Raw genomic sequence first — 24,969 nt, 5'->3', positions numbered from 1 at the left:
CGCCCTCCTAGCGTGCCCGGCCGGCGAGTGCCGCCAGCGCGATCACCGCCGCCCAGATGCCGAAGACCCAGCCATACAGTATCGGCACCCTCAGGATCGTTCCCTTCACACTGAACAGGCCGAGAAGCGGTGGGCTGAACAGGGCGGCCGCCAGCAGGAACAGGCCGATCATCCGGTCGCGGTACCGGGCGGAGCCCGGCTCATGGCCCGGCATCGGCTCGGGCGCGCTCAAAAGGCGCGCTCCCGTGCGGCAAGTTCGACCAGAATGTTGGCCCCGCGGATGGCATCGTCCAGCGTCCGCACCTCGCGCTCGCGCAACATCTCGATCATCCGTAGGAACACCGCGGCGGTGACCAAGCTGTCGCCCAGCGCGGTGTGGCGGTCCACCACCTCGATGCCCAGCCGTTCGGCGATGCCGTCCAGCGTGTGGTCGCCGTCATTGCCCAGCAGCATGCGCGACAGCAGCATGGTGTCGAGAACCGGACAGTCGAAGGCCACCCCGGCCGCCCGTTCTTTCATCTTCAGGAATTTCAGGTCGAAGGCGGCATTGTGCGCCACCAGCACCGCACCGGAAACGAAACCGCGGAACTGCGGCAGCACGGCGTCGATGGTCGGCTTGCCCGCCACCATCCCGTCGGTGATGCCGTGGAAGGGGACCGATTCCGGCGGGATCGGCCGTTTCGGATCGACCAGCGTGTTGAAGGTCTCGCCGGTCAGGATGCGCCCGCCGACGACGCGGACGGCGGCGATCTGGATGATCTCGTCGCCGGTGCTGGGCGACAAGCCGGTGGTCTCGGTGTCGAACACCACGTAATGCAACCGGTCCAGCGGCGTGCGGCCAAGCTCGCTGGTCGCCAGCGGTTGGTGCAGCAGCCCGAAATCGAAGAATTCCGGCCGGGCGCCGGCCTTCGGCCGCGGCTGGACGGTGCGCGGCGACTGCGCCGGCGGCAACGGCACGCGCAACCGGGCGCGGGCGGTATCGCGGGCGGTATCTGGGGCGCTGTCGGTGGACAGCGGCTCGCTCCAGGCGGTGCTGCGGTGGTGCTGCAAGACGTCGCCGGCGCTGAGGCCGCCCAGACCGTCGGGCAGGGTCTGGTCCAGCCAGCCGTCCAGCGTGGCGCTGGACACAGGCGGCCCCTGCCAGACGAGGTCGAGATAGACCCAGCGGTCGCCGTCCTGCGGGCCGGCAGCCTCAAGATCGAAGGCGGTGGCGCCGGTCAGCGCCTGCACCCGCCCGATCAGATAGGCGAACAGCAGGACGAGGCTGTGGCTGTCGCCATGCACCCATTGCGGCAGACCGGTCAGCGTCACCGTGGTCGCGGACTCGGCCCCCACCCGGTGGGCGACAAGGGTGATCAGGTTGTTGGAATGGATGTCGCTCATCGGCCAGCTGCCGGTGACGACATTGCGGTAGGCGTTGGTCACCCGCTCCAGCCTTTGCGACAGGCTGTCGCAGGAGTCCAGCATCGCGCTTTCGAAGGCGGCGCGCTCGCCGGGTCCGAGGTCGGGTGCGTCGTACAGCGTCTCCACCGCCGCCCGCAGATTGGCGATGGGCGCACGGAACCCTTCCGTCGCCTCGCGCAGCAGGGAGTCGCGCTGGCCCAGCGCCGCCAGTTCGCTGGTGGCGTCTGACAGGGTCAGAACGTAGCCGGTTATGACAGGGCCGGTTATGGTCGGCGGCTCGTCCGACGCCGGGTCGGGATCCTGCAGGATGGCACTCATCCGCCCTTCCAGCAGGATGCGGCCGTCGGTGGTGGCGCCGACGAACTGGGCGGTGGTCCCATGCTCGTGGTTGACGTGCCGTCCCTCGCGCACCCGCAGGGTCAACCGCTCCAGCGTGTGGGTCACCGGCTCCGCGACCACGAAGTGCAGCAGCGAGCGGCCCAGCCCAAGCTCGCCCGTCAGATGCAGGATGTCGAGGGCGGTCTGGTTGTAGAGCAGGATCTGGTGCCGGGTGTTGCAGACCAGGACACCTTCGTGCAGATCGCGCAGCACGGCGGCGAGCTGCGTCTTCTGTTCTTCCGCCTTGGCGGTGGAGTCGGCGACGGTGCGGGCGATGTCGCGGCGGACCTGGGCCATCTTGTCCGACAGATCGTTCACCGCGCGGGCGATGGGCAGCAGGTCGCCATAGCGGGCCAGCGGCACCCGGCCGCCGACCGCCGCCTCGGCATTGCCGTGGGCGATCAGCCCAGCCTCGCGGCTCAGGGTCTCCGCGGCGCGCAGCAGATAGCGGTCGACCGCCAGCCACAGCCCCCAAACCGCGGCGGCGCAAGCCGCCGTCATGACCACGGCGTAGGTCAGCAACGGGTCCGATGCGTCCGACCCGCGCACCGCCGCCGCCAGCCCGACCGCCACCACCACCAGACCGATGCCGACGGCGCGGAAGGCCAGCGGGATCATTCGGCGGGGCAGGCGGGCGGGCGGAGGAACGCCGCCGCTCTTCCGGTCCGGGCATGGTCCATCCAGTGCCGGGGCGGTCATGGTGCCGGCTCCGCGCTGCCGGTCGCGGTCAGGCCCAGATGGCGGCGGACGGTGGTCAGCAGGTCGCGGGTGGAGAAGGGCTTGGTGATGTAGTCGGTGGCGCCCAGCGCCAGCCCCTTCTGCCGTTCGACGTCGCGGCTTCGCGCCGTCAGCATGATGATCGGCAGCGTCTTCCAGGCCGGGTTGGTCCGCAGGGTCTGGCAGACGTCGAAGCCGTCGCGCTTCGGCATCATCGCGTCGAGCAGGATCAGGTCGGGGGTGAAGGTCTCCACCGAGCGCAGCGCTTCGTCCCCGTCGCGGGCGATGCGCACGTCGAACCCGGCGCGCTGCATGAGAACCTGGAGCGACAGGACGATGCTGGGCTCGTCGTCGACAACCAGGATGGTCGGCTTCATGGCGGGGCGTCCTCCGGTGCGCCGGTCTTATGCCGGCTTCCCAATTTGCGGCCGGGGCAATGCATTCGTGCCCTGGAATGTCCATGGTACGAGCAAAGACAAGCGGGGATCAAGCGGCACTCCCGGCTCCCCCGACCAAAGAACGGGGTGAAGCCGGAAAGAAAAAGCCCGACCGCGACCAAATGTCGCCGCCGGGCTTTCGTTTCAATGACACGATGTCGCAGGGGCAAAAACCGGCCGGCGCCCGTCGCCGGCCCGGGATCAGCGCGTCGACACGACGACGGGGTTGAGCCCCATCTTCGATTTCAACTGCTCGGCCTCCCGCTTGGCGGCGGCCGGATCGGGGTAGCCGCCGACGCGCACCGCGCGCCAGGACCGGTTCGAACCGTCGGTCCAGTCCACCGTGTAGGCCTGGAACCCGTTGCCCTGAAGCCGCTGGACCAGCGAATCGGCGTTCCCCGTCACCGAGAAGCTGCCGACCTGCACGGTGTAGCGTCCGGCCGGCGCCTGGGCGGCAGGGGTGGGCGGAGCGGCGGCCTTGGCGGCCTGCTTGGGCTCGCCGTTGCCGGGCGACGCGGCGGGCGGGGTGGCGGGGGCCGCCGGTGTCGCGGCGGGCGGACGCTTTGCCGGCTCCTTGGGCGGCGCCAGCATCGCCTGCAACGATCCGGTGTCCGCCGGAGCGTCCTGCTTCGGCGACTCCGGCTTCTGGACCGCGGGAGCGCTTTCCATCGGGGCCGCAGCGCGCGGCTTCGGAGCCGCGGCGGGGGCGGTGGCCGGGACGGACGGTGGCTCCGGCACTTTCAGGACCGGGGGCGGGCTGGTTGGCAAAGCGGCGACCGGCGGCGGCGGGGCGGCGGCGGGCGTCTGTGCCGGCGCGGACTGCACCGGAGGAGCCTGCGTCGCGGCGGTCGGCGAGGTGGTGGGCGTCGGGGTGGTGGCAGGTGTCGGCAGGCTTCCGGTCGCGTTCGACGCGGCGCCGGGTGCCGGGTTAGCAGGCGTCTGGTTGGCAGGGGCGCGGGTGATGGCGGGGGCCGGCACCATCGGCGCCCCGCTGTTGGCGGCCGTCGTCACCGGCGCCGGATCGCCCGAGCCGAAATAGACCACGCCGACGGCAATGCCGCCGGCAGCGACCAGGGCCATCGCGATCTTGCCCAGCGGCAGGCGGCTGCGGGCTGCCGGCTCCTCCTCCTCATACTCCACGTCGTCATCCTGCGGGTCGGCCCGCAAATCTTCGTTCAAGGCGCGAAGCAGCTTGGCGATGTCCTCGTTCTCCGGCGGCGGAGTGTCGGAAGGTTTGCCGTTGGCCTTCATCTCGTCCTTGAAAGTCGGTGTCGTCAGGGTTGGAGCCTGCCGGTACGGTGGCTTGAGCGTCACGGTCGACCTGCGCTTGCCCGTCATGGCGGGCCGGCTGAAAGCAGAAAAAGGGGCCTTCCGGGCGCCGGGACCGCGGAACACGGACCGGCTGCGGAAAGCCCCTTCTCTTTATCGTATTTTGCCGCCCCTTCAAACCGCCATGCGGTCGCGCCCGGCAGTCGGGCGGCACAAAAGAAGAGACCTCAGCCCTGATGCGGCCGGGTCGGATCGACCGGCTGGGCGGTGGTCGTGGTGGTGGCGGTCGGCGCCGGCTGAGGTGCGGCCGGCTGTGCCGGGGCCGGGTTGATCGCGGCCGGAGGAGCCTGGGCCGGCGTCTGGGCGGTGGTGGTCGCGGCAGGCGGCTGGGCCTCGTCCTCGTCCTTCAGTCCGGCCTTGAAGGCCTTCACGCCCTTGGCGATGTCGCCCATCACGTTGGGCAGCTTGCCGGCGCCGAACAGGAGAAGCACGATGACCAGAACGATCAACCAGTGCCAGATGCTGAAACTGCCCATCGATCAATACCTCTGAAAAACGGTCGGAATGGATGTCGTCGCGGTCGCCACCAATGTGAGTGCCCCTTCCGCGCCGCACAAGAGGGGCAAGGCCGGGAGTCGTGACAAAGCTGGTGCCGTCAGGCTGCCGGGCCGCTTTCCGCCGGCTCATCCGGCAGCTGGTGGCGCATGATCAGCGGTGCCTGGAAAGCGCTGAACAGCAGGGTCAGCGGCATGATGCCGAACACCTTGAAATTGACCCACGTGTCGGTGGCGAAGTTCCGCCACACCACCTCGTTGAGCACGGCCAGCAGCAGGAAGAACCACGCCCAGCGAATGCCCAGCGTTCGCCACCCGTCGTCCGAAAGGTTCAGAACCGTGCCCAGCAGGCGCTTCATCACGTTGCGCCGCGTCATGTGGGCGACGAACAGGACGATGGCGAACAGCAGGTTGACCAGGGTTGGCTTGATCTTGATGAACAGGTCGTCCTGAAGCCACAGAGTCAGGCCGCCGAACAGCAGCACGAATCCGGCGCCGACCACCGGCATGATCGGGATGCGCCGTTCCAGCCGCCAGGACACCGCGAGCGCGATGGTGATGGCGACCATGAAGACCGCGGTGCCGGTCATGATGCCGGCCTGTGAATTGGCAACGAAGAAGGCGGCGAGCGGGCCGGCCTCGATCGCCAGGCGTGCGAACTGGTTCATGGTCCCTGACATAGCCCGAACCGGTCGCCCATGAAAGGGGCGAATGTTGACGCACGAGACATTCGGGAGCCCACACCCGCCCGTGAAAAGGAAAATGTGGCGGTGACATCGCTCGGTCCCCGACGCCGGAACGCGAGCGGGGCTTTTCTCGCGTCGAGTGTTTCGCTAACTCTTTCGTCATCCGCCGAACGGCGGGGGACCGGACGAAGGGCAGGGGACCATGGAAGCCGCCGAGGTGAAGGACCTGATCGACGAAGCCCATGAGCGGGAACGGGCCATGCACCGCCCCGCGGGACACCACCATGCCGAAGAGAATGACGAGGGCGGGCATGGGGTGAAGATGTCCACCGCCATCTACATCTCCGTCCTGGCGGCGGTGCTCGCCATCGTCAGCGTCGCCGGTTCCAATGCAGGCAAGGAGCTGATGGCCAGCGCAATCGAGGCGTCGGACAGCTTCGCCTATTACCAGTCCAAGACCCAGCGCCAGATCAGCCTGCGCTTGGCCGCCGACGAACTGGAACTGCTGTCCGCCGGCATGCCGGCCGATGCCCAGGCCAAAGCCTTGCAGCGCTCCACCGAATACCGCCAGTCGGCTGACCGGATGGAGGCTGACGAGGGCAAGAACAGCCGCAAGGATCTGTTGAACAAGGCCAAGGCGGCGGAGGTGCGGCGCGACCATGCCGCGGCGCAGGACCCCTATTTCGACTTCGCCGAGGGCATGTTGCAACTGGCCATCGTGCTGGCATCGGTCTTCGCCATCACCAACCGCGGCTTCATCCTGTGGGCCAGCCGCGGTTTGGCGGCGGCCGGCGTGCTGATGGCGGTGGACGGCTTCACCCTGATCCTGCCGCTGCCCTTCCTCTGATCCCTCAGAACTGGGCCGACAGACGCAGGGAGCCGTAGTTGGTCAGCGATTTCTGGCCTTGGAACTCCGGCGTCTGCAGGGTCTGGGCGTAGGTCAGGCCGTAGCGGCCGTAGCGCAGGGTCAGGCCGGCCTGCATGCTGCCGACCAGCGGGTGCTTGGCGACCGAGCGGCTTTCGCGGAAGCTGTTGCCGTCCAGGAAGATATTGCGGGCCACCGCCCGGCCCTCGGCGCTGGCATAGACGTACCAGGAAAAGCGCCCCGGCCGTTCGGAGTAAGGATTGTCCTGGTAGGGGATGCTGGAGGTCGGGCGCGTCACCAGCGCACCGACCGGCGGCGGCATGTTTCCGCCGAGCCGGACGGTGGCCCCCGTCGCGGCGAAGGTCAGCACGTTGCCGACACTAGCGGCGACATGGGGGCTGAAATCCCATTCCAGCGGGCCGAGACTGTTGGGCTTCTCGTCGCGCCAGACATGCTCATAGCTCAGCACGACACCCGGCTCGTCGCGCAGCTGGTAGTTCCAGCCCTCCGGATAGGTGGCACCGTCGACGATCTTGTGGACCGTCTTCTGCGTCTGCTCCGCCAGCGAAGCCGGACCGACCATGCCGAGGTCGAGGTCGATGCGGTCTACCGCCCGCGGCGCCTCGTTCAGCACCGACACGCGGCCATAGAGCCAACCGGCATAGGGCCGGTCCTTGGGGTTTGGGTTGCGGGCGGTCAGGTCGCTCGGCGTGTAGATGTTCTGGCCGAAGGCGAAGCCGTAGCGCCGCACGCCGCCCGGTTCGATCCAGGGCACAAGGTTGGCCAGCCAGTCGATGTTGCCGTAGGTCGGCCGGGCCCCGGAGAAGTAATAGAACTGGAACCCGTTCGTGTAATAGCGGTCGGTCCCGCCGCCGAACAGGTCGTTGTCGATCCAGAACCCGATGGCCGGGCCGGAGGTCGCCGGTTCGTCGCCGGGGGGAGGGGTGGTTTCCTGCGCGGTGGCCGACGACATCGCTGCCGATGCAGTCAGCAACAGGGTTGCAAATGCTGCGGCCAAAGTGGGGCCGCTCTTCGTCACCATTCCCGCACGCTCCATCCGTTTCGCGAGATAACGGATGGAGGGGAGCTGTGTTGCGCTGCGGTGCGGCCTCTTTGGGGGTAGGGGGCGGGGCCTGGGTCGAGGATGCTCCCCGCATGCTCACACCCGCGTCCGCAATCCCTCCACCGCTTCCTCCAGCGTCATGTCGATGCGCTTGATCCCGTGAAGCGCCAGGAAGCGTGCCTCGTTCTTCGACAGCTCGCCGGGGATGACCGCCCAGTGGCTGTCGGAGGAGCGCTTGGCGATCTGGCGGGCGAAGGTGCGCTGGATCTCCTGGTCGAAGCGGCAGCCCAGATATAGGAAATGACGGCCGGCGCGGCGGTCCTGGACGATGGCCGGGATCGGGGTCTGGATGTCAATCTCCGTCAGGATCTCGACATAGTCGCTGTCGGAGATCAGGTAGTTGCCGGCCGGCGTCGCTGCCCCCGACGGCTTGTACAGCACGGTGTCCCAGCCGGCCGCTGCCTCCGCGGAGGCTTCGGCACCGTCAGGGCCGTAGTAACGCACCCATTCGCCGGTCGATTGCGGGTGCGACACCCCCTGGATCTGTCCCCAGGCCCGGTCGGCGGCAGCGCTCAGCAGACCGTCCAGCACGCTGTCGTACCAGACATCGACCAGCAGCGGCGGGGCCGGGATCGCTGCCAGCAGGGCATGCACCGGTGTGGCGGGCACCGTCTGGCGGAAGATGTCGTTGAGGATGGCCTCCAGCGTCTTGCGGTGCTTGCGCGTCTCAATGAACTGGGCGACCGCGGTCAGGCTGGCGCGGATGCGGCCGGGGGCGGCGACCTTGGCGTTCAGGCGCTGCACCAACTCCGCCGAGTTGCGCGGGATCGGACACTGGTCGGGCGGCAGCAGGTCGAAGGCGCCGGGGCCGAGATAGGGCACCACCTGCCGCGCCGCAAGCGCCGCGGCGATGTCGGCCAGTGCCGCGGCGGCGTCCGGGACCGTGACGGAGTCGGAATCGGGTGCAAGCGTGGTGACGGTCATGGATGCCTCTTCCCTTCGGGGCTTCACAGATAGATCGCGGCGCCGGCACCGGTGTTGATGCTGGCGTCCTTCAGCGTTTCCACGATGAAGGCGACCTGGTCGCGGGTGATCTTGCGGTGCAGCGGCAGGGCCAGCACGCGGTCGGCGGTCTTGGTGCAGACCGGACAGGCGCCGCGCCCGGCACGATCTTCGCCCAGCGCTTCGATGTAATATTGCTGGGTGTGCAGCGGCTGGCCGTAGTCGCTGGCGTCGATGTCGTGGGTGTCCAGATCCTCGATGATCGACCGGCGGCCCGACGCGCTGAAGCGGGTGCCGAGATGGACGCAATAGACCATCGGGTTGACCACCTCGGCCCCCGGTCCGCGATAGGGCGGCTTGATCCCCTCGAAGCTCGCCATGGCTGCGTCGTAGTAGGCGATGACCAGATTGCGGCGGGTCAGGATCTCCGGCAGGCGCTTCAACTGCACCAGGGCGAGCGCGGCGTTCAGGTCGCTCATCCCCGCCTGCCAGGGCAGGGTGCGGGTGATGACCACGGTGTTGCGGTGCTCCGTCTCTCGTCGGCGCATGTAGCGCAGCCGGTGGGCGAGGTCGCGGTCGTCGGTGACGATCATCCCGCCCTCGCCGGCCAGCAGGATGCCGGGTTCGGAAAAGTCGAAGACCGCCGCGTCGCCGAAGGTGCCGACCATCTGCCCCTTGTAGGTCGAGCCGACGGCCTCGGTCGAATCCTCCAGCAGGATCAGCCCTTTGGCATCGGCAAGCGCCCGCAGCTCGTCCCAATGGGCTGGGTGGCCGTTGACGTTGCCGGCCAGGATTGCCCGGGTCTTCGGCGTGACCAGCGCCGCCGCCTTCTCCGGGTTGATGGTGTGCTGCCAATAGTCGATGTCGACCAGCACCGGCGTGGCGCCGGACAGCGCCACCGCATGCTGCACCTGATGCCAGCCGAACGGGCTGCACAGCACCTCGTCCCCCTCGCCGATGCCATAGCCCTTCAGCATCAGCAGCGTCGCCATGGTGCCGCTGGACACCGCCACCGCATGGTCGCGGCCGACATAGGCGGCGAAGCCGTCCTCGAACGCCCGCACCATCCGCCCGTCGCTCAAGGACCCGGAGGACAGCAGGCGGCCGAGCATCTCGACCTCGGCACCGGAGATGTCCGGATCGGTCAGCGGGATATAGTCGTCCACTCCGTCATCGTCGGAGGCGGCGGGGTCCCATGCTACGGCGGCTTCGCTCATTCACTCGTCCTCGTCCCGTTGGGCGATCACGACGCCGGTGGCAAGCTCCGGCTTGTCGGTGATGAGCCAGCAGTGGTTGTTGCCGTCCACCAGATGCAGGTCGAAGCCCGCCCCTTCCCGGAAGGGATCCTCCGCCATCACCGCGGCCATGGCGCCGGTGACGGTCTTAAGGTCCGGGTTGGCCTCGCGCACGCTGCGGACCACGGCGTCGAGCTTGCCGCCGCCGGCGAACAGTCTGCCGGCCAGGGTGGCGATGCTGTCGATGCGCTCAGGCGACAGAGCCATGGGGGTCACTCCGTTCCGCGCTTCTTGGCTTCCACGGTGATCGGCAGGCGGGTTTCCGCCGGCATCTCCGGCAGATCGAGCGTCCAGCCGTTGGCGACCTTGACCCAGCCGCCCCACAGGCCCGGCTTCTCCATCTCGACGATGGGCTCCTCCAAGTCCTTCTTGGCGACGTAGATCGTGTACTGTTCGGACGCCTTGCGGATCATCACCTTCATCACCGAAACTCCATCCTATTGTTTTAATTATATTTTCAGGCTGCGACCAACCGGGCGTGCAGGGCCGGCAGTTCCGACAGCACGGCGTCCACCTCCGCCGCGGTGGTGTAGCGGCTCAGCGAGAAGCGCAGGCTGGCAGCGGCCTCGGCGCCGTTCAGTCCCATGGCGGTCAGCACATGGCTCGGCTCGTTGCCGCCGGAGGAGCAGGCGGCCCCCATCGACACGGCGATGCCGGCGCGGTCGAGCCGCATCAGCAGTTCTTCGGCGTCCACCGGATGACCGCGCCCGTCGGCGAAGCGGATGTTGCTGGTGTTGGGCAGACGGGCGGCACCGGCGCCGTTCACAACCGCACCCGGCCAGCGGGCGAGGATGCCCTGTTCCAGCCGGTCGCGCAGGAAGGCGATCAGATCCGCCTCATCCAACCAGAGCGAGGCCAGCGACGCGGCGGCGCCGAAGCCGACGATGCCCGGCACGTTTTCGGTTCCGCCGCGGCGGCGGCGCTCCTGATGGCCGTGGATCAGTGCATGGAAGGGGGCGCCCTTGCGGACATAGAGCGCGCCGACGCCCTTCGGCCCGTGCATCTTGTGGGCGGACAGGGTGAGGTAGTCGGCGATGCCGCAATCGACCGGGACCCGGCCCGCCGCCTGCACCGCGTCGCTGTGGAACAGCGCGCCATGGGCGTGGGCGATGGCCGACGCCCCTTCGACCGGCATCAGCACGCCGGTCTCGTTGTTCGCCCACATCATGGAGACCAGCGCCGTCGCCTCCGTCACCGCGGCGGCGAGATCGACCAGGGAGGGCAGGCCGTCGCGGTTCACCGGCAGGATGGTGACGCGCCAGCCGCGTTGGCGCAGGTCGTCGAACAGGGCCAGCGTTGCCGGATGCTCCACCGCGGTGGTGACGATGTGGTCGCGGCGGTGGTCGGCCTCCTCGATCACGCGCAAGGCACCCAGGATGGCGGCGTGGGTCGCCTCGGTGGCGCTGCCGGTCATCACCAGATCGGCCGGCTTGGCGCCGATCAATGCGGCGACCTGGGCCTTGGCCTCGCTGACCGCGCGGCGGGCGGCCATGCCGGCGGAATGCGGGCTGGACGGATTGGCGAACTCGCCGAACAGGTGCGGCAGCATCGCCTCGCGCACCTCCGCAGCCAGGGCGGTGGTGGCGTTGTTGTCGAGGTAGACGGTCATCGCATCGCCCCCCATCACATCACACCGGGCACGCCGCGCCGCGACCCGTCGGCCGGGGCGATTTCCTCTTCCAGGCAGCCGACGACGGTGCCGCCGGGGAACTCCACCAGATAGACCGGCAGGCTGCCTTCCTCGGTGCGGCCGACGCGGACGATGGTGCCGGGCGTGCCCCTGGGCGCCAGCAGCGCGCCGTCCGGCACCTGCGGGTGGCTGCCGTCGTTGAACAAATCCTCCTGCACCGTGACCCGCAGGCCCCAGTCGTACAGCGGTTCGCGCGGCGGAATGAAACCGGGCTTGGCGGCGGCTTCGACGTCGGACATCGCGAGGCTCCTTATCGGTGGGGACCGGCTGGTTTGGCCTGGGGCTTCCGGGCTGGGTTCACTGGGGGTCGTTGCAGTGGGCGTCGATCACCTGAAGTTCGCGCGCGCGCATGCCGACGACGACCCGTTTCTCAAAGAAATCAACGGCATAGATGTAGTACATCTGCAGGTAAGTCCCGATGGAGATGACATAGCCGACATCGCCCTCGCGGATGAGGAAGTCGCCGACCGGCCGGCCGGGATAGGTCCCGTCGTTGCGCACGTCGCGCAGGGCCTTCACCTTGAACCCCTGCTCCAGCACCGGCGGGCCGACCAGCTCATTGGCATCCTCGGCACTGCGGGCGCGTTCGCGGCGGTATGGTGCGGCTGCTTCGGTGTCGGTCATGGCGCGGGTGCTCCGTCCGTTAGGGGCCGCTAGAGGGGCGGGAGGTCGTTGGCGATCGTGAAACCTGCAGCGAGACCGGCGGCGCGCTGGCGGGCGATGGCGCACACCTCCTCCTCCGGGTCGTCGAGCAGGGGGCCGAGCTGTCCAGCATCGATCCGCCCGGCAACGGCGAGGCGGACCATCCAGTCGGCATCCGTCAGCAGCACGTGCAGCTTCGACGGCGGCAGCCGCTGGGCCACAACCAGCCGAACCCGCGGACTGTCATCCCAGGCGAGGCTGGGCAGCCAGTCCATGGCGAGGCGGCGGGCGACCTCCACCCGAACCTCCGGATCCTCGTCATGCATCATCGCCGGCAGCATGCCGTCTGGAATCCGCCGCACCACCCGGAGCCGGACCGAACAGTCGGGATCGCGCATCAGCGGGGCGAGGTCGGCGTCCTCCAGCCGGGTGGCGACGGCGATCCGCACCTCGCGGTCGGGATCGTCGCGCAGCTTCATCAGCAGCCGGCGCGGCAGGCGGCGGGCCAGGACGGAGCGCACCGTTTCGTCCGGATCGCCCATCAGCCGGGGAAGCTGGAAGATCGGGGCGAAACGCGCCGCATTCGCCCGGACCTCGAAATACGGATGGTCGAGATGGCCGGCCGACAGAATCCGGGTTCCATTCGAAAAATCGCTGGATGCGCTTGGCGTAGCGGTCCTCGACACAGGTCTTCAGCGGCAGGCAATGACCGGGCAGCTTGCCGCTGGGCGGCAGGGCCGTGGTTGCCGGATCGAGCCGGCGGTCGCGGTGGGCGCAGGCGGTGCAATCCACCGGTTCGCCGCGCCAGTCCAGGGATTCGAGGATGTCGTCGGTCATGCGCCGGCCTCCTCAAGTTCGTCCTCATGCTCGCGGCGGTCGGCGACGGCGATCAGGCGGGCGGCTCCGAAACGGTCGTCGGGATCGAGGTCGCGGACCTTGCCCAGAGCCTCCCGCCCGGCGTCGAGCCGCCCGGTGCGCAGCAGCAGGTAGCCGATGGCGACCAGGGCGAACAGGAACAGGCGGGGCGCCGGCTCCAACCCGCGGAAATCCGCGGTGGCCGGTGTGATGCTGCGCCAGTCCGTATGGTTGACGCCGAGTGCCGCCATCGCGTGGCCGAGCATGCGCTCGCCATAGACCAGCGCCGGACCGAGGTTGGCCTTGTAGAAGTGGAACTTGTAATGGCCGAGATCGACGAGGCGATGGCCGGGGGCGACCTCCGCCGCGCGGGCGAGATGGACGAGCGCCGCTTCGCTGTCGGCATAGCTGGCGGCGGCCAGATGCAGGCAGCGTTCCGCCTCGGGCGGAAGATCCCCGCCGTAGTAGCGGCGGGCGAGCCAGTCCTCATCCACCTCGTCCAGCATGGCGCGGTGCTCCTGGGTTTCCCCCCTCCCCCAGGGAAGAGGGGGAGTCACATCACGCCGGGACGCAGCAGTCGGCCGGGCAGACGGCGGCGCATTGCGGGCTGTCGAACTGGCCCTGGCACTCGGTGCACTTGGCCGGATCGATGACGTAGGTGCCCTTCTTCAGGCTGATGGCGATGTTCGGGCACTCGGCCTCGCAGGCGCCGCAGACGGTGCATTCGGCGGACTTGATCTTGTAGGCCATGGCTCTCTCCTTGGGTGATGGGATGGCTGTGGAGGGGGAAAGGGTGTCAGGCGCGGCGCGCGGTCAGCGCCCCGGTGCGGATCACCGCATCCTGGCCGGCACGGGACTGGACGACGCCCTGGCCGAGCCGCTCGGCGTAGTCTTTGAAGTAGGCCAGCGCAGATTCCTCGATGTAGTCGAAGGCAAAGCGGTCGACCGGTTCGATCCCGGCATCGGCCAGCGACTTGGACGGGCAGCCGCCGATCTTGGCGACGAACACCGCGGTGCAGTCGTTGATGGCGGCCAGCACACCGTCCAGCGTGTCGACATCGCCGGAGCCGCCTTCGCAATACTGGTCGACGCGGCGGTGCCCGACGAACTTGGCGCCGGCCGGTCCGACCTCGTAAATCTGGAATTCCCTGGCGTGGCCGAAATGCTCGTTGATGCGCTCGCCGCCCTTGGTGGCGACGGCGATCAGGATCGGATCGACCGTCGTGCCGACGCTGTCGCGGACATCGGCCTGGGCTGCGGCCTTCGAGGCGTGGCGGTCGGCGCGCTCGGATTCGACATGCTCGCGGTAGGTGCGGCGGGCCTCGTCGTCATACTCGACGAAGCCCATCGCCTCGATCTTGTCGGCGGTGAATTCCTCGCCGCGGTCCTCGCCCAGCAGGCCGACGGCATCGGCACGGCACTGGCGGCAGTGGCGCATCAGCTTGGCCCCGCCCTCGCAGGCGTCCTGCACCACCTTCAGCTCCTGCGCGGTCGGGCCGCGCTGGCCGTTCAGGCCGAAATACGTCCCATGGGCGGGGTCGGAGATCAGCGGCATGATGTTGTGCAGGAAGGCGCCGCGGCTCTTCACCGCCTTGTTCACCTCCAGCAGGTGCTCGTCGTTGACCCCTGGGATCATGACCGAGTTCACCTTCACCAGGATGCCGAGCGAGGTCAGCATCTCCAGCCCCAGCATCTGCTGCTCATGCAGGATCTTGGCGGCGTCCAGCCCGGTCCAGCGCTTGTGCTTGTAGAAAATCCACGGGTAGATCTGCGCGCCGACCTCCGGATCGACCATGTTGATGGTGATGGTGACGTGGTCGATGTTGTACTGCGCGATGGTGTCCACATGGTCGGGCAGGGCCAGACCGTTGGTGGACAGGCACAACTTCAGGTCCGGCGCCTTCTTCTGCAGCATCTCGAAGGTGGCGAAGGTGTTCTTGCCGGCGGCGGCCAGGCTGTCGCCGGGGCCAGCTATGCCGATCACCGACAGCTGCGGGATTTCCTGGGCGACGGCGAGGATCTTCTTGAGCGCCTGATCGGGGGTCAGCTTTTCGGAGACCACGCCCGGCCGGCTCTCGTTCGAGCAATCGTATTTGCGGTTGCAGTAGTTGCATTGGATGTTGCAGGCCGGGGCGACCGCGACATGCATGCGGGCGAAATAGTGATGCGCCTCTTCCGAGTAGCAGGGATGGTTCTTCACCTTCTCCCACACCGCCGGGTCCATGTCGGCCGGACCGTCCGACGATCCGCAGGACGACGACGAACAGCCGGACGCCGCCTCGGGTGCTGCGGGCATCACGGCCGGCGGGGCCAGTTCCCCCAGCCCGAAGATGCTGTCGAGCGAAACCACGTTGCTCATCATCGACTCCTTCCCTGCCGTGCCGGACGACACCGTTGGACGGAACGATGAGAAGCAAGTTCGGGGCCAAAAGAGGAAACGATGGAATTACAAAGGCTTGCCTGGATTTGTCGGCGGTGCGGACGCTGTCGTCATTGCGACAATGGCGGGGTGGGCGGAGGGCTTTGTCGGGGTGCCGACAAACCGGTCAGGGCAGCTCGGCGCGGAAGGCGACGACATGGTCCTGCCCTTCGTCCAGCACCTCGGCCCCAAAGCCGATCAGGCCGCTGCCGACCAGCTTGGTCGCATCCCGGCGTAGCACCAGCGGCGGCGACCCGCCGCTGCGGATGAAGGTGCCGTTGGTGGAATGGTCGGTCAGCAGGAAGCTCTCGCGGGTGAAGTCGACCACCGCATGCTGGCGGGAGGTCTGGCGCGAGGCGATGCGCAGGCCGCTGCTGTCCTCCCGCCCGATGGTGACGCGCGGCAGGGCTTGGCTCAGCGTGATGTCCTGCCCGCGATAGGCGAGGTGCAGCGTCACCATTCTGCGGCCGACCTCCGACACCAGCGAGAAGCCGAGCGTGGTGCTGTCGATGGCGTCCTCGGCATCGTCGCCGGTGCGGATTTGGTGGACGGCGATCGGTGCCGTCTTGCCCTTCATCGCGACGTTGCTCAGCGGCTTGGTCCGGCCGCGCAGGTCGGGCGACAAGCCCTCCACCAGAGCCAGGGTCGCCAGGATCTCGCCCGGCCGGGCGATCTGCTGCACCCGTGCGGCGACGTTGCAGGCGTCGCCATACAGGTCGCCGACCCCTTCGATCACGGAACCGAAATGGATGCCGATGCGCAACCGCAGCCCGTACTGGCCCTCGATGCCGATCATCGCGCAGGCGGTGCGGGCGCTGTCGTCGCGCAATGGGAAGGCGGCGAGCAGACCATCGCCCAGGCTCTTGATGACCCCACCGCGATTCTCATCCACCAATCGGCGCAGATGGGTCAGCACCCGCTGCGTCAGCGCCGCCGCCGCGACGTTGCCGACGCGCTCGTACAGCATCGTGCTGTCGGCGATGTCGACGAACAGCAGGGCGAGGGGCTTCTCAAGCGAAGGCAAGACGGAAATCCGTTCGACCGGGGAGCACGCCATCGAATCGAAGGCCCGGCAGGGTAACACGAAACCGCAGGGTGCGCGACGGGGGTGCCGCCGGACGGATGTCCGGCCCCCCGGTTGCCGGACCTAGAACCGCTTGATCTCGATGTTGTACTTGCGCAGCGCGTAGCTCACCTGACGGGTCGTCATGCCCAGAAGCCGGGCGGCCTTGGCCTGGACCCAGCCGGTCCGTTCCATCGCCCAGATCAGGCGGTCGCGCAGCGGGCCCGACTCCGGTTCGTCGAGCGGCAGGTCGGGCCCGGCCGAGGCCGGTTGCGGAGCCGGGGCGGACGGGACCGCCGGGACGGATGCCGCCGGCTGTGGGGTGGGCAGGGGGACGATGGCCGAAGGCGGCAGCGGTTTCGAGGCGCCGCAGACCGGCATCGGCCCCGCCCCGCAACCCGATGCGCAGGCCGGCCACTGTGCTCCGTTGGGCGCTCCGTTGGCTGCTCCATGCGCCGCCCCGTTGGCGGGGGCCGGCATTGCCGGCGGCATCCCTTGCGGCGCCCCCTGGGGCATGGCAGGCGTCTGCGGACGCCCCTGCGCGGGAGGAGCGACCGACGGATTGGTCGGCGTTCCGCTCATCGACGGGGCCAGCCCGCCGACGGCGGCGCCCATGGTGCGGTACTGGAACAGAACCGACGAGTTGCAGAGATTCATGCTGCAGGACAGGTCGGGCACGCGGATGGTGCCGTTGCGGCACTGGGTCGCCGCCCGCTCGATGCAGTTTTCCAACTCGCGGACGTTGCCGGGCCAGGTGCAGCGGTTCAGCACCTCCAGCGCGTCCGGGGCGATGTCCAGGTTGAGGCCGTTGTCGCGGCCGAACTTGCCGACGAAATGCTTGGCCAGCATGCCGATGTCGCCGCGCCGTTCGCGCAGCGGCGGCAGGTGGATGGTCACCACGTTGATGCGGAAATACAGATCGGCGCGGAACTTGCCGTGGCCGACCGCCTCTTCGAGGTTCAGGTTGGTGGCGCAGATCAGCCGCACGTCGGTCTTGATCGTCTTCGACCCGCCGACCCGTTCGAACTCCTGCTCCTGCAACACGCGCAGCAGCTTGGCCTGGAAGTTGGAGGAGATGTCGCCGATCTCGTCCAGGAACAGCGTTCCGCCGGAGGCCAGCTCGAACCGGCCCTTGTGGTCCTTCTGCGCGCCGGTGAAGGATCCCTTCTCGTGGCCGAACAGCTCCGATTCCAGCAGCGATTCGGGCAATGCTGCGCAGTTGACGCGGATAAAGGGAGCGTCCTTGCGCGGCGACAGATTGTGGATGGCGCGCGCGATCAGCTCCTTGCCGGTGCCGCTCTCGCCGCGGATCAGAACGGTCGACTTGAAGGGCGCCACCCGGTGCACCTGGGCCAGCACATCGACCATGTTGGGGCTGGTGCAGACCACGTCGTTGACCGGCGCCACCACCGGCCGCAACTCCTTCTGTACGCGGAAGGTCTCGCGCATCATGAAGCGCCGCTCTTCCGCCACCGTGCGGTGCAGGCGGACGGTCTGGCCGATCAGGTTGGCGACCATGGTCAGGAAACGGACATCGGAACCGAAATGGCCGCTGGGGCCGTCGTCGGAGATGCGGTCGATGGTCAGCACGCCGATGACGGCGCCGGCCGCCTTGATCGGCACGCCGACCAGCGACGCTACCTGCTCGTCCAGATCGTCGCGCCCGCCGGAGCGGTTGTTGAACAGCGGCTCCTCCGCGAGGTTGGGCACGACCGCCGGCATGCCGGTCTTCAGGATGCGGCCGCTGATGCCTTCACCCTGGTTGTAGTCGATCTCCTGCGCCGGCGAGTCCTTGGGCAGGCCCTGCGCGGCGACGAGGCGCAGGGCCCCGTCCTCGCCCTGGAGATAGACACGGCCGCGATGCATCTGCAGCTGGTAGGACAGCGCCCGCAGCACCTCGCGCAGGGTCTGTTCCAGATCCAGCGACGACCCGAGGATCTTGCTGACCTCGTAGATCGTCAGCAGCTCCAGGCTGGAGGATGACGCGGACTGGGCAGCACTCGGCATGTTCGATCCCCTCGCTCGGCTGGGGACCCGGGCCAATGCCGGACGGGAGGGTCCAGCCATCGCAAGCCGTCGGGTCCCGGCGTCAGCGCCTTGATCCGTACCCCCCGAAAACCGCGGCGGCCGTTGGTCCGGCCATGCCGTTCATGTCCTGTTTTGGAGCCCGTCTTCCAGGCCGGGCATGGCTGCGACTCCGTTCGTACGCTGCCAGCCGGTGGAAAGTGTCCGTGACTGCTCGCCGAAAGGCAAGACCTTTTGCATAGATTCTGCTGCGGCGCACAATGACCTTAGCCATTGGTGGAATGGTGGTGTCATGTTAATAACTGACTGGTCAGTTATAAAGAGAGGCGCGCCATGCCCTCCCGCGAATCCGGTTCTCCGTCCGATTCCCGTCCCGAACCTGCCTCCGATCCGGCTGCGTCCGGCGAACCGCCGCGCTGGCGCCGCCGCAAGGACGCCCGGCCGCAGGAGATCGTCGCCGCCGCGATGGAGATCTTTGCCGACCGCGGTTTCGCCGCGGCGCGGCTGGAGGAGGTGGCGGCCCGCGCTGGGGTCAGCAAAGGCACGCTCTATCTCTACTTCCCCAGCAAGGAGGAGCTGTTCAAGGCGGTGATCCGGGCCGCCATCCTGCCGAACCTGCAACAGGCCGAAGCGCTGGTCGCCTCAGCCGGCGGGCCATGCTTTCCGGTGCTGGAGCGGCTGCTGCGCATGGTGGCGCGGCTGATCGCCACGACACGCATGGCGGTGATCCCGCGTCTGGTGATCGCCGAGGCCGGCAATTTCCCCGAGCTTGCCGCCTTCTACCACCGTGAGGTGATCCGCCGCGGCTTCGGCGTGCTCGGGGGCCTGTTGCGGCGCGGCATGGAGAGCGGAGAGTTCCGTCCGATGGAACTCGATCCCAGTGTGCGTCTGATCGTCGCACCGCTGTTGATGAGCGCCGTGTGGCGAACCTCCTTCGACGGGGTCAATGGCGAACCGCCCATGGATGTGGCAGCGCTGGTGGAGGTCCACATCGACAACCTGCGCCGGATCCTGCTGCGTGATGTGGATCTTCGGGCAGAGCGGGCAGGGGCGGGGGAGGATGCGCCATGAGCGGATTTCTCGGAAGCCTCCTGGACGGGCTGGTGGCCATCGCTCTGGCGGTGGGGCTGCCCATCGCGGCCGGCGGGACGCCGCCGCTCGCCCATGGCTATGTCGAGGGGGAGTATCTGCGCATCGCCGCCCCCAGCGCCGGCATGCTGGAAAGCCTGTCGGTCGCCCGCGGGGCACAGGTGGCGGCAGGAGCGCCGCTGTTCGCCATCGACCGCGCTACCGCCAGGGCTGAGCGCGACCGGCTTGCCGCGGCGCTGGCACAGGCGCGGGCACAGCGCGCCGACCTCGCCACCGGCAAGCGGGCGCAGGAGGTGGCGGTGCTGACCGCGCAGAAGGCGCGGGCGGAGGCGGCGCTGCGCTATTCCACCGCCGAGCTGGCCCGCCAGCAGGAGTTGGTCGCCCGCAAGGTCTCGTCCCCGGACAAGCTCGATCAGGCGCGCGCCGCCTTCGACCGGGACCGTGGCCAATTGGCGGAGGCGGATGCCCAAGTGGCGGTCGCCGCATTGGCGGCCCGGCCCGAACAGTTGCGCGCTGCCGACGAGGCGGTGACCCAGGCGGAGGCGGCGCTTGCCCAGGCGGAACGGCGGCTGGCCGATCTGGCTCCCGTCGCCCCGGCGGCGGCCCTGGTCGAGGACACGCTGTACAATCCCGGCGAGTGGGTGCCGGCCGGCTCCCCTGTGGTGTCGCTCCTGCCGCCGGAGCGGGTGAAGCTGGTGCTGTTCGTCCCGGAGACCGCACTGGCGGGGGTGGTGCCGGGCGGCGCCCTGTCGGTGCGCTGCGACGGCTGCCCAGCCGGCCTGTCCGCACGGGTGAGCCGGATCGCCTCGCAGGCGGAATACACCCCGCCGGTGATCTACAGCGTCGGCAGCCGGGAGAAGCTGGTCTTCCGGGTGGAAGCCCGGATGGAACCGGCATCGGGCCGGCCGCTGAACCCTGGGCTGCCGGTCGATGTCTGGTTGGCGGATGGCCGGCCGGCGGGGGCGGGGCAATGACGGTGGACAGCTTGGCGGCCAATGGCGGCCCGGCCATCGACGTGCGCGGCCTAGTCAAGCGCTTCGGCAGCAAGACCGTGGTCGACGATGTGTCGATCAGGGTGGAAACCGGCGAGATCTACGGCTTTCTCGGCCCCAACGGGTCGGGCAAGACCACGACGATCCGGCTGCTGTGCGGCCTGTTAACTCCCGATGCAGGGGAGGGCACCTGCCTTGGCCTCGACATCCGGCGGCAGAGTGCGGCGATCAAGCGGCAGGTCGGCTATATGACCCAGAAGTTCAGCTTCTGGGAGGACCTGAGCATCGCCGAGAATCTGGACTTCGTCGCCCGCATGTATGGGCTGCCCGACCGGCGGCGGCGGGTGGTGGAGGCGCTGGACCGGCTGGGCCTATCCAACCGTCGCACGCAGTTGGCGGGGGAACTGTCCGGCGGCTGGAAGCAGCGTCTGGCGCTGGCCGCCTGCATCCTGCACGAGCCGAAGCTGCTGCTGCTGGACGAACCGACGGCGGGCGTTGATCCCAAGGCGCGGCGGGAATTCTGGGATGAGATTCACCGGCTGGCCGGCGAGGGTCTGACGGTTCTGGTCAGCACCCATTACATGGACGAGGCGGAACGCTGCCACCGCATCGCGTACATCGCCTACGGCACGCTGATGACGCATGGAACGGTCGATCAGGTGATTGCCGGGTCGGGCCTGCACACCCGTCTGGTCGCGGGCAGCGGCCTGCACCGTATCGCCGCGGCGCTGGACGGTCAGCCGGGAGTGGAGATGGTGGCGGTCTTCGGCAGCCGCCTGCATGTCAGCGGAACCGACTCTTCAGCCCTGGACTGGGCGCTCGCCCCCTGGATTGGGCAGCCGGAGCTGCGGATCACCGCGACGGAACCGACGCTGGAAGACGTCTTTATCCATCTGATGAACCGCAGCACCGACAATTTCCGGTGACGGGTTACTCGGTCTGGGCCGAGGTGACGCCGGTGTTCTTGTTCCACTTCAGCGTCAGCTTGGAGAGCTGGCAAAGGTTCAGCCCCTGCCATACCGCCGACTCGCCGTCGTCATAGACGACCTTCATGTCCCACTTGCAGGTGCTCTCGGCCTTGGCGAAGGCAACCTCGAAGTACTCGCCGTCGTTCAGGACGTCGCGGCCGAGGATATCCTCGTCCCAGCTGTTGTTGTTGTTTTCCGAAACGTAGATGTGCTTCAGCGGATAGCCGGTCTTGTTGACGATCGTGAAGTCCTGCTGGCCGGCGAGCGCCGCGCCATGCATCAGAAACAGCGAGGACGCAACGAGCAGGGCCTTGGCAGCAACGTTCTTCAAGATGATCTCCGTCAGGGGAAAATTGGATCGTGATGAGATCTGTACATCGCAATCGCGGATAGTCAACCATTGAGTTAATCCAAGAGATTGTTGCAACACTGAAGCTTTATTTCTTTTGTTTGTAAGAAAACAACCTTTGGCGGAGTGTCCGGCATGGGCGGGACTTTCGACCGGCCGATTCCGCCGCAACGTCAGGGCGTCGGTTTGCCGGTTGCAAGAGGCCAATGGTCGCAAGCGCTTGGCGCGTCGTGCTCTTTGTCGCGGCGCACACAATGTGGTACATGATGAAAACCGGCCGGAAAGGCCGGTCAAGATCATGACCAAGTTCTGGACCGCAGCCGGTCCCGCCGGGGCGGTCCCAATCCAGGGGAAGGAACAACGCATGTCGGGTTTCAAGGACGCGCCGCCGGATGACCGGTCGGAACTGACGCCGGAGCAGGAAAGCGCCATCCGCATCGTCGCCAACAACCTGCACCGCCTGAACGACGCCGTCGTCAAGGCGGTCGAGGCCGGCGTGACGGTCGAGCTGATGCGCACCGCCCGCTACCACAACGAGACCGGCAACTGGGGCGATCAACTCACCCCGGTGATCCGTCCCGGCAAGTGATCCCGTCCGGCCGATCTGGCCGGACGCTTGGCGAAAAGGCCGCATCCGTCCAGCGGATGGCGGCCTTTTTTCGTATGTCGACAAAATTCCGGCGTGGACGGAAGGAAGGCTGGTCGCCGGCGGCGGCGGTCACAAACTTGTTGGGCATTCCGCTATCGATGCGAGGCCCCAGCCATGCCGTCACGCGACCCCGAACGGCGCGCAGCCGCCAGCCGTGAGCAGACCGATCGCCGTACGCTTCAGTCCGATTTCGATCCTGACACCGGGTCCGGCGACCGGCCGCTGACGCCGGGCGAAGTCAATGCGATGTGGAAGCTGAACCGGCTGGAACAGCCGACCTTCGACGATCTGACCCGTGGCCTTTGCCTTGGCCTGGTGTGGTGCATGGCGCTGTGGACGCCGATGTTCGTCAGCGCGCTTACCTGATCCCGTCCGCCGCACCGCCGCCCGGCCCGGTCCTGGTCAGCGACCGGATTCGCGCCGCCAGCTGGTCGGGGGTGAAGGGCTTCGCCAGCACCGATGCGGTGTCGGCGCCCATGGTGGCCAGCGATTCGGGGCTGTAGCCCGAGGCAAGCAGGACCCGCAACTGCGGCCAGTGCTCGCGGATGTGGCGGGCAAGGTCGACCCCGGAAACGCCGCCCGGCATCACGACGTCCGACACCACAAGATCGAAGTTGCGGTCGGTCTCCAGCAGAGCCAGCGCAGTGACGCCGTCTTCCGCGGTCTCGACCGAGAAGCCTTCCTGGGTCAGTCCTTCCACCGTCGCCATCAGCACCAGCGGATTGTCCTCCACCACTAGGATGCGCAGCGGGCGGATGTCCGCGACCGGGGCCGCCGGGACAGGGGCCGGCTCCTCCGGCCGGGCATCGGTCAGCGGCAGGTCGATGCACACATGTGTGCCCTCGCCGGGCCGGCTGTCGATGGTGGCGCTGCCGCCGGACTGCCGGGCGAATCCATAGACCATCGACAGGCCGAGCCCCGTTCCCTTGCCGACCCCCTTGGTGGTGAAGAAGGGGTCGAAGGCCCGGGCCATCACATCGGGCGGCATGCCGGCGCCGGAATCGGAAACCTCGATGCGGGCGGTGCGTGGCTCTGGACCGGGCGCAGCGGCGATGCGGATTCGGCCGCCGCCGGGCATGGCATCGCGGGCGTTCAGCACCAGGTTCAGCACGGCCATCTCCAACTGCACCTGATCGATGGCGACCGCCATCGGCACAGGGGCGATGTCCCACTCCAGTACGACGTCCGCCCGGATGGAGCGGGCCAGCAGGTCGGACATCCGGCGCAGGCTGTCGCCCAGATCGACCACCGTCGGGTTGACGGCATCCTGGCGCGAAAAGGACAGCAATTGCCGTGTCAGCTTCTCCGCCCGTTCCAGCGCGGTCCGCGCCCCGCCCAGGAAGCGCTGGCCGTCGGCCGGCAGATGGCGGGCCAGCAGGTGCAGGTTGGTGAGCGCTGCGGTCAGCAGATTGTTGAAGTCATGCGCCACCCCGCCGGTCAACTGGCCCAGCGCCTCCATCTTCTGGCTCTGGCGCAGCGCCTCCTCCAGCCTTTCGCGGTTGCGCACCTCCTCCGCCCAGCGCCGGACCGCGGCATTTTCGGACGCGGCGCGGCTGTAGGCGAGCCAGGCGAGGAGCGCCAGCGCCAGCGTCGCCGGAGCCACGAAGGCGGCGTCCAGAGCCATGTTCCGCCACCAGGAGCGGGTGACTTGAGTCCCGTCCAGCCCATAGACGACGTAGATCGGGAAGGCGCCGACCCGCTTATAGGCGAACACGCGCTCCAGCCCCTGCACAAAGCTGTTGCCGGTGCGGAAAATTCCCTCGTCCGGCTGGCGGCGGATTTCGGCACGCAGGCCGCGGTCGGCCGGCAGGGTCGGCAGGGTCGCGTTCGGCCGTGTCGGGTCCAGGGTCGGGAAGCGCATCAGCATCGCGCCGTCATCGCGGATCAGCGCAATGGATTCCCCTTCGGTGCCGATGATCCGCCGGTAGAAGCTGGCGAAATAATCGGGATCGATAATGGCGGCGATCATCCCGTCGAAACTGCCGTCGGGGCCGTCTGGACTGCTGCGGCGCCGGCTGATGCCGAAGCTGGGTTTGCCGCTGGTGGGGTCGACGACCGGGCCGGCGATGAGCAGGCCGGAATCCTTTTCCCGCTGCTCCCGGAAATCCGCGCGGTCGCCGATATAGCTGTTGCGTGCAGGGAAGACGAGGCTCGAGTTGCGCACGAATCCGTCGGGATCGGTCAGCCCGATGGCGCCAACCTGCTCAAGTTCGCCTTTCAGAGTCTTCAGATAGCGGTGCAGCGGCTCCGACTCGGCGATCTCGCGCCAGCTGCGTCCATGGATGCGCTCGTCCACCCGGTCCAGAACCTGGGACATGGTGTCAAACACCTTCAGCACATGTTCGTGCAGGATCAGGGCGTTCTTGCGGCTGTTCCGCTCGGCCTCGTCCTGAGCCTCCCACCGCTCGCGCCAGCCGATGCCGGCGAACAGAACGAGCGGCAGCGCGACCGACACAGCCAGCAGCAGGCGCAGCAGGCGCACTGCCCCCCTGCGGTCGGTCCGACTGTCGAGGTTGCGAACGGGCATCACCAACCATTGCCAGGAAAAAGGAAGCTTG

Annotated in this window: 28 protein-coding genes; 6 read left to right on the top strand and 22 right to left on the bottom strand. The window is 68.1% G+C overall.

Features of this window, described 5'->3' with window-relative positions; genetic code table 11:
* Window positions 1–7: 7 nt before the first annotated feature.
* The 6 genes from ACWPN8_RS12265 to ACWPN8_RS12240 form a co-directional block, all read right to left on the bottom strand.
* On the bottom strand, window positions 8–232 hold the full coding sequence (locus ACWPN8_RS12265) for a hypothetical protein (RefSeq protein WP_492240934.1): 225 nt from the start codon (window positions 230–232) through the stop codon (window positions 8–10).
* Window positions 229–2,481 (bottom strand): 3'-5' exonuclease, encoded by a 2,253-nt coding sequence (locus ACWPN8_RS12260; RefSeq protein ID WP_492240933.1) that lies wholly within the window; start codon window positions 2,479–2,481, stop codon window positions 229–231. The genes ACWPN8_RS12265 and ACWPN8_RS12260 overlap by 4 nt, the downstream gene beginning before the upstream one ends.
* Window positions 2,478–2,876: a response regulator transcription factor gene (locus ACWPN8_RS12255; RefSeq protein WP_109096647.1), complete on the bottom strand. Its 399-nt coding sequence runs from the start codon at window positions 2,874–2,876 to the stop codon at window positions 2,478–2,480. The genes ACWPN8_RS12260 and ACWPN8_RS12255 overlap by 4 nt, the downstream gene beginning before the upstream one ends.
* A gap of 261 nt (window positions 2,877–3,137) precedes the next feature.
* Window positions 3,138–4,250 carry an SPOR domain-containing protein gene (locus ACWPN8_RS12250; RefSeq protein WP_492240932.1) on the bottom strand — a complete coding sequence of 371 codons (1,113 nt, stop codon included), beginning with the start codon at window positions 4,248–4,250 and terminating at the stop codon, window positions 3,138–3,140.
* A gap of 182 nt (window positions 4,251–4,432) precedes the next feature.
* A complete protein-coding gene (locus tag ACWPN8_RS12245; protein WP_109096649.1) occupies window positions 4,433–4,741 on the bottom strand; it encodes a twin-arginine translocase TatA/TatE family subunit in 309 nt (102 codons plus the stop codon).
* Between the two features lie 119 nt (window positions 4,742–4,860).
* The gene (locus ACWPN8_RS12240; RefSeq protein WP_109047266.1) at window positions 4,861–5,427 is read right to left on the bottom strand and encodes a septation protein A; all 567 of its coding nucleotides are present in this window, start codon (window positions 5,425–5,427) and stop codon (window positions 4,861–4,863) included.
* Between the two features lie 220 nt (window positions 5,428–5,647).
* Here ACWPN8_RS12240 and ACWPN8_RS12235 point away from each other — a divergent pair, with 220 nt between their 5' ends.
* Complete coding sequence (locus ACWPN8_RS12235) at window positions 5,648–6,292, top strand: DUF4337 domain-containing protein (RefSeq protein WP_492240931.1); 645 nt, start codon at window positions 5,648–5,650, stop codon at window positions 6,290–6,292.
* 4 nt (window positions 6,293–6,296) lie between these two features.
* Here ACWPN8_RS12235 and ACWPN8_RS12230 read toward each other — a convergent pair whose 3' ends face one another.
* The 14 genes from ACWPN8_RS12230 to nifA all read right to left on the bottom strand — a co-directional run bounded on the left by ACWPN8_RS12230 (window position 6,297) and on the right by nifA (window position 18,346).
* Window positions 6,297–7,352: a lipid A deacylase LpxR family protein gene (locus tag ACWPN8_RS12230; RefSeq protein ID WP_109096651.1), complete on the bottom strand. Its 1,056-nt coding sequence runs from the start codon at window positions 7,350–7,352 to the stop codon at window positions 6,297–6,299.
* Window positions 7,353–7,469: 117 nt separating this feature from the next.
* The gene (locus ACWPN8_RS12225) at window positions 7,470–8,357 is read right to left on the bottom strand and encodes an SIR2 family protein (RefSeq protein ID WP_492240930.1); all 888 of its coding nucleotides are present in this window, start codon (window positions 8,355–8,357) and stop codon (window positions 7,470–7,472) included.
* 23 nt (window positions 8,358–8,380) lie between these two features.
* A complete protein-coding gene (locus ACWPN8_RS12220) occupies window positions 8,381–9,592 on the bottom strand; it encodes a DegT/DnrJ/EryC1/StrS family aminotransferase (RefSeq protein WP_492240929.1) in 1,212 nt (403 codons plus the stop codon).
* A complete protein-coding gene (locus tag ACWPN8_RS12215) occupies window positions 9,593–9,877 on the bottom strand; it encodes a hypothetical protein (protein WP_492240928.1) in 285 nt (94 codons plus the stop codon).
* 5 nt (window positions 9,878–9,882) lie between these two features.
* Complete coding sequence (gene nifT / locus ACWPN8_RS12210) at window positions 9,883–10,092, bottom strand: putative nitrogen fixation protein NifT (RefSeq protein ID WP_098739281.1); 210 nt, start codon at window positions 10,090–10,092, stop codon at window positions 9,883–9,885.
* 35 nt (window positions 10,093–10,127) lie between these two features.
* Window positions 10,128–11,279, bottom strand: a complete 1,152-nt coding sequence (locus tag ACWPN8_RS12205) for a cysteine desulfurase family protein (protein ID WP_492240927.1) — start codon at window positions 11,277–11,279, stop codon at window positions 10,128–10,130.
* A 14-nt stretch (window positions 11,280–11,293) separates the two neighbouring features.
* Complete coding sequence (locus tag ACWPN8_RS12200) at window positions 11,294–11,599, bottom strand: nitrogen fixation protein NifZ (RefSeq protein WP_492240926.1); 306 nt, start codon at window positions 11,597–11,599, stop codon at window positions 11,294–11,296.
* A 58-nt stretch (window positions 11,600–11,657) separates the two neighbouring features.
* Window positions 11,658–11,984, bottom strand: coding sequence for a nitrogen fixation protein NifZ (locus ACWPN8_RS12195; RefSeq protein ID WP_492240925.1), 327 nt, complete (start codon window positions 11,982–11,984; stop codon window positions 11,658–11,660).
* Between the two features lie 336 nt (window positions 11,985–12,320).
* Window positions 12,321–12,839 (bottom strand): 4Fe4S-binding leucine-rich repeat protein, encoded by a 519-nt coding sequence (locus ACWPN8_RS12190; protein WP_492240924.1) that lies wholly within the window; start codon window positions 12,837–12,839, stop codon window positions 12,321–12,323.
* The gene (locus ACWPN8_RS12185) at window positions 12,836–13,363 is read right to left on the bottom strand and encodes a hypothetical protein (RefSeq protein WP_492240923.1); all 528 of its coding nucleotides are present in this window, start codon (window positions 13,361–13,363) and stop codon (window positions 12,836–12,838) included. Before ACWPN8_RS12185 ends, ACWPN8_RS12190 begins: the two co-directional genes overlap by 4 nt.
* Before the next feature lie 52 nt (window positions 13,364–13,415).
* Window positions 13,416–13,607 carry a 4Fe-4S dicluster domain-containing protein gene (locus tag ACWPN8_RS12180; RefSeq protein ID WP_014248512.1) on the bottom strand — a complete coding sequence of 64 codons (192 nt, stop codon included), beginning with the start codon at window positions 13,605–13,607 and terminating at the stop codon, window positions 13,416–13,418.
* Window positions 13,608–13,653: 46 nt separating this feature from the next.
* Window positions 13,654–15,219: a nitrogenase cofactor biosynthesis protein NifB gene (gene nifB, locus ACWPN8_RS12175; protein ID WP_492240922.1), complete on the bottom strand. Its 1,566-nt coding sequence runs from the start codon at window positions 15,217–15,219 to the stop codon at window positions 13,654–13,656.
* A 184-nt stretch (window positions 15,220–15,403) separates the two neighbouring features.
* Window positions 15,404–16,300, bottom strand: a complete 897-nt coding sequence (locus ACWPN8_RS12170) for an adenylate/guanylate cyclase domain-containing protein (protein WP_492240921.1) — start codon at window positions 16,298–16,300, stop codon at window positions 15,404–15,406.
* A 123-nt stretch (window positions 16,301–16,423) separates the two neighbouring features.
* A complete protein-coding gene (gene nifA / locus ACWPN8_RS12165; RefSeq protein WP_492240920.1) occupies window positions 16,424–18,346 on the bottom strand; it encodes a nif-specific transcriptional activator NifA in 1,923 nt (640 codons plus the stop codon).
* Window positions 18,347–18,697: 351 nt separating this feature from the next.
* Between nifA and ACWPN8_RS12160 the strand changes: the two genes are divergently transcribed.
* From ACWPN8_RS12160 to ACWPN8_RS12150, 3 genes are read left to right on the top strand one after another with little or no spacing between them, the layout of a single operon-like run.
* Window positions 18,698–19,435 carry a TetR/AcrR family transcriptional regulator gene (locus ACWPN8_RS12160; protein ID WP_492240919.1) on the top strand — a complete coding sequence of 246 codons (738 nt, stop codon included), beginning with the start codon at window positions 18,698–18,700 and terminating at the stop codon, window positions 19,433–19,435.
* Window positions 19,432–20,427, top strand: coding sequence for an HlyD family secretion protein (locus ACWPN8_RS12155; protein WP_492240918.1), 996 nt, complete (start codon window positions 19,432–19,434; stop codon window positions 20,425–20,427). Before ACWPN8_RS12160 ends, ACWPN8_RS12155 begins: the two co-directional genes overlap by 4 nt.
* The gene (locus tag ACWPN8_RS12150) at window positions 20,424–21,371 is read left to right on the top strand and encodes an ABC transporter ATP-binding protein (protein WP_492240917.1); all 948 of its coding nucleotides are present in this window, start codon (window positions 20,424–20,426) and stop codon (window positions 21,369–21,371) included. Before ACWPN8_RS12155 ends, ACWPN8_RS12150 begins: the two co-directional genes overlap by 4 nt.
* A gap of 4 nt (window positions 21,372–21,375) precedes the next feature.
* Here ACWPN8_RS12150 and ACWPN8_RS12145 read toward each other — a convergent pair whose 3' ends face one another.
* Window positions 21,376–21,744, bottom strand: coding sequence for a hypothetical protein (locus ACWPN8_RS12145; RefSeq protein WP_247872806.1), 369 nt, complete (start codon window positions 21,742–21,744; stop codon window positions 21,376–21,378).
* Between the two features lie 382 nt (window positions 21,745–22,126).
* Here ACWPN8_RS12145 and ACWPN8_RS12140 point away from each other — a divergent pair, with 382 nt between their 5' ends.
* Window positions 22,127–22,351 carry an SMc00767 family acetate metabolism repressor gene (locus ACWPN8_RS12140; protein ID WP_042443767.1) on the top strand — a complete coding sequence of 75 codons (225 nt, stop codon included), beginning with the start codon at window positions 22,127–22,129 and terminating at the stop codon, window positions 22,349–22,351.
* 174 nt (window positions 22,352–22,525) lie between these two features.
* Window positions 22,526–22,777, top strand: coding sequence for a hypothetical protein (locus ACWPN8_RS12135; RefSeq protein ID WP_109096187.1), 252 nt, complete (start codon window positions 22,526–22,528; stop codon window positions 22,775–22,777).
* On the opposite strand, the gene ACWPN8_RS12130 is transcribed toward ACWPN8_RS12135, so the two are convergent.
* A complete protein-coding gene (locus tag ACWPN8_RS12130; RefSeq protein ID WP_492240916.1) occupies window positions 22,770–24,938 on the bottom strand; it encodes a hybrid sensor histidine kinase/response regulator in 2,169 nt (722 codons plus the stop codon). The genes ACWPN8_RS12135 and ACWPN8_RS12130 overlap by 8 nt on opposite strands.
* Between the last annotated feature and the right edge of the window lie 31 nt (window positions 24,939–24,969).

It is taken from the genome of Azospirillum sp. UENF 112521 (genome assembly GCF_058780665.1).
The sequence above is the reverse complement of the archived record's forward strand: the minus strand, read 5'-3'. Positions and strand labels throughout refer to the sequence as shown.

What these genes read in the sequence shown, in the direction of transcription:
- ACWPN8_RS12260 (WP_492240933.1), bottom strand. Translation starts at nt 2,481, where the DNA reads ATGACCGCCCCGGCACTGGATGGACCATGCCCGGACCGGAAGAGCGGC.
- ACWPN8_RS12255 (WP_109096647.1), bottom strand. Translation starts at nt 2,876, where the DNA reads ATGAAGCCGACCATCCTGGTTGTCGACGACGAGCCCAGCATCGTCCTG.
- ACWPN8_RS12245 (WP_109096649.1), bottom strand. Translation starts at nt 4,741, where the DNA reads ATGGGCAGTTTCAGCATCTGGCACTGGTTGATCGTTCTGGTCATCGTG.
- ACWPN8_RS12240 (WP_109047266.1), bottom strand. Translation starts at nt 5,427, where the DNA reads ATGAACCAGTTCGCACGCCTGGCGATCGAGGCCGGCCCGCTCGCCGCC.
- ACWPN8_RS12235 (WP_492240931.1), top strand. Translation starts at nt 5,648, where the DNA reads ATGGAAGCCGCCGAGGTGAAGGACCTGATCGACGAAGCCCATGAGCGG.
- ACWPN8_RS12230 (WP_109096651.1), bottom strand. Translation starts at nt 7,352, where the DNA reads ATGGTGACGAAGAGCGGCCCCACTTTGGCCGCAGCATTTGCAACCCTG.
- ACWPN8_RS12225 (WP_492240930.1), bottom strand. Translation starts at nt 8,357, where the DNA reads ATGACCGTCACCACGCTTGCACCCGATTCCGACTCCGTCACGGTCCCG.
- ACWPN8_RS12220 (WP_492240929.1), bottom strand. Translation starts at nt 9,592, where the DNA reads ATGAGCGAAGCCGCCGTAGCATGGGACCCCGCCGCCTCCGACGATGAC.
- ACWPN8_RS12215 (WP_492240928.1), bottom strand. Translation starts at nt 9,877, where the DNA reads ATGGCTCTGTCGCCTGAGCGCATCGACAGCATCGCCACCCTGGCCGGC.
- nifT (WP_098739281.1), bottom strand. Translation starts at nt 10,092, where the DNA reads ATGAAGGTGATGATCCGCAAGGCGTCCGAACAGTACACGATCTACGTC.
- ACWPN8_RS12205 (WP_492240927.1), bottom strand. Translation starts at nt 11,279, where the DNA reads ATGACCGTCTACCTCGACAACAACGCCACCACCGCCCTGGCTGCGGAG.
- ACWPN8_RS12200 (WP_492240926.1), bottom strand. Translation starts at nt 11,599, where the DNA reads ATGTCCGACGTCGAAGCCGCCGCCAAGCCCGGTTTCATTCCGCCGCGC.
- ACWPN8_RS12195 (WP_492240925.1), bottom strand. Translation starts at nt 11,984, where the DNA reads ATGACCGACACCGAAGCAGCCGCACCATACCGCCGCGAACGCGCCCGC.
- ACWPN8_RS12190 (WP_492240924.1), bottom strand. Translation starts at nt 12,839, where the DNA reads ATGACCGACGACATCCTCGAATCCCTGGACTGGCGCGGCGAACCGGTG.
- ACWPN8_RS12185 (WP_492240923.1), bottom strand. Translation starts at nt 13,363, where the DNA reads ATGCTGGACGAGGTGGATGAGGACTGGCTCGCCCGCCGCTACTACGGC.
- ACWPN8_RS12180 (WP_014248512.1), bottom strand. Translation starts at nt 13,607, where the DNA reads ATGGCCTACAAGATCAAGTCCGCCGAATGCACCGTCTGCGGCGCCTGC.
- nifB (WP_492240922.1), bottom strand. Translation starts at nt 15,219, where the DNA reads ATGATGAGCAACGTGGTTTCGCTCGACAGCATCTTCGGGCTGGGGGAA.
- nifA (WP_492240920.1), bottom strand. Translation starts at nt 18,346, where the DNA reads ATGCCGAGTGCTGCCCAGTCCGCGTCATCCTCCAGCCTGGAGCTGCTG.
- ACWPN8_RS12160 (WP_492240919.1), top strand. Translation starts at nt 18,698, where the DNA reads ATGCCCTCCCGCGAATCCGGTTCTCCGTCCGATTCCCGTCCCGAACCT.
- ACWPN8_RS12155 (WP_492240918.1), top strand. Translation starts at nt 19,432, where the DNA reads ATGAGCGGATTTCTCGGAAGCCTCCTGGACGGGCTGGTGGCCATCGCT.
- ACWPN8_RS12150 (WP_492240917.1), top strand. Translation starts at nt 20,424, where the DNA reads ATGACGGTGGACAGCTTGGCGGCCAATGGCGGCCCGGCCATCGACGTG.
- ACWPN8_RS12140 (WP_042443767.1), top strand. Translation starts at nt 22,127, where the DNA reads ATGTCGGGTTTCAAGGACGCGCCGCCGGATGACCGGTCGGAACTGACG.
- ACWPN8_RS12135 (WP_109096187.1), top strand. Translation starts at nt 22,526, where the DNA reads ATGCCGTCACGCGACCCCGAACGGCGCGCAGCCGCCAGCCGTGAGCAG.
- ACWPN8_RS12130 (WP_492240916.1), bottom strand. Translation starts at nt 24,938, where the DNA reads ATGCCCGTTCGCAACCTCGACAGTCGGACCGACCGCAGGGGGGCAGTG.